Origin of the sequence: Nocardia sp. BSTN01 (genome assembly GCF_015354405.1) — a bacterium.
Lineage (GTDB): Bacteria > Actinomycetota > Actinomycetes > Mycobacteriales > Mycobacteriaceae > Nocardia.
Genome location: NZ_JADKYP010000180.1, coordinates 1 through 575, shown reverse-complemented (window position 1 = coordinate 575; position 575 = coordinate 1). Strand labels below are relative to the sequence as shown.

1 pseudogene is annotated in these 575 nt (G+C 66.6%); it reads right to left on the bottom strand.

Annotated features, from left to right (window positions below):
• A pseudogene (gene kgd, locus IRT45_RS36430) lies at positions 1-575 on the bottom strand (multifunctional oxoglutarate decarboxylase/oxoglutarate dehydrogenase thiamine pyrophosphate-binding subunit/dihydrolipoyllysine-residue succinyltransferase subunit); the annotation flags it as partial.

Here is a 575-nt window from a genome sequence, read left to right as displayed (position 1 = left end):
AACTCGCTCAGCGCCGAGTCGTGCACCGCGAACCAGCCCGGATTCTCGCTGCCGATGTTGTGCAGCGGGGTGTACTCCGCACCGGACTTGCGGTCGATGATCACCGAATGCCGCTGGGTGAACGTGCCGCGCCGGGAGTCCTGACCGGTCAAGCGCACCGCGCGGCCCTCGTCGATCAGGGTGCCGAAGGCCAGCAACTCGGCGAAGGCCCAGTCGATCTTGCCCTCGTAGGCCATCTCGCGACGGCGCTCCAGCACCGGTTTCACGCGCGGATGCACACTGAAACCGTCCGGCACGCCGAGGAAGGCGTCACCGATGCGCTGCAGCACGGACTTGTCGACGGCGGTGACCACGGTGCCCGGCACGGTCTGCTCCTCCTCGACCGATTCGCTCGGCTCCGGCGGATACTTCTCCAGCTCGCGGACCTCGTTGAACACCCGCTCCAGCTGACCCTGGTAGTCGCGCAGGGCGTCCTCGGCCTCTTTCATCGAGATGTCGCCGCGGCCGATCAGAGCCTCGGTGTAGGACTTGCGGACGCTGCGCTTGGTGTCGATGACGTCGTACATGTACGGCTG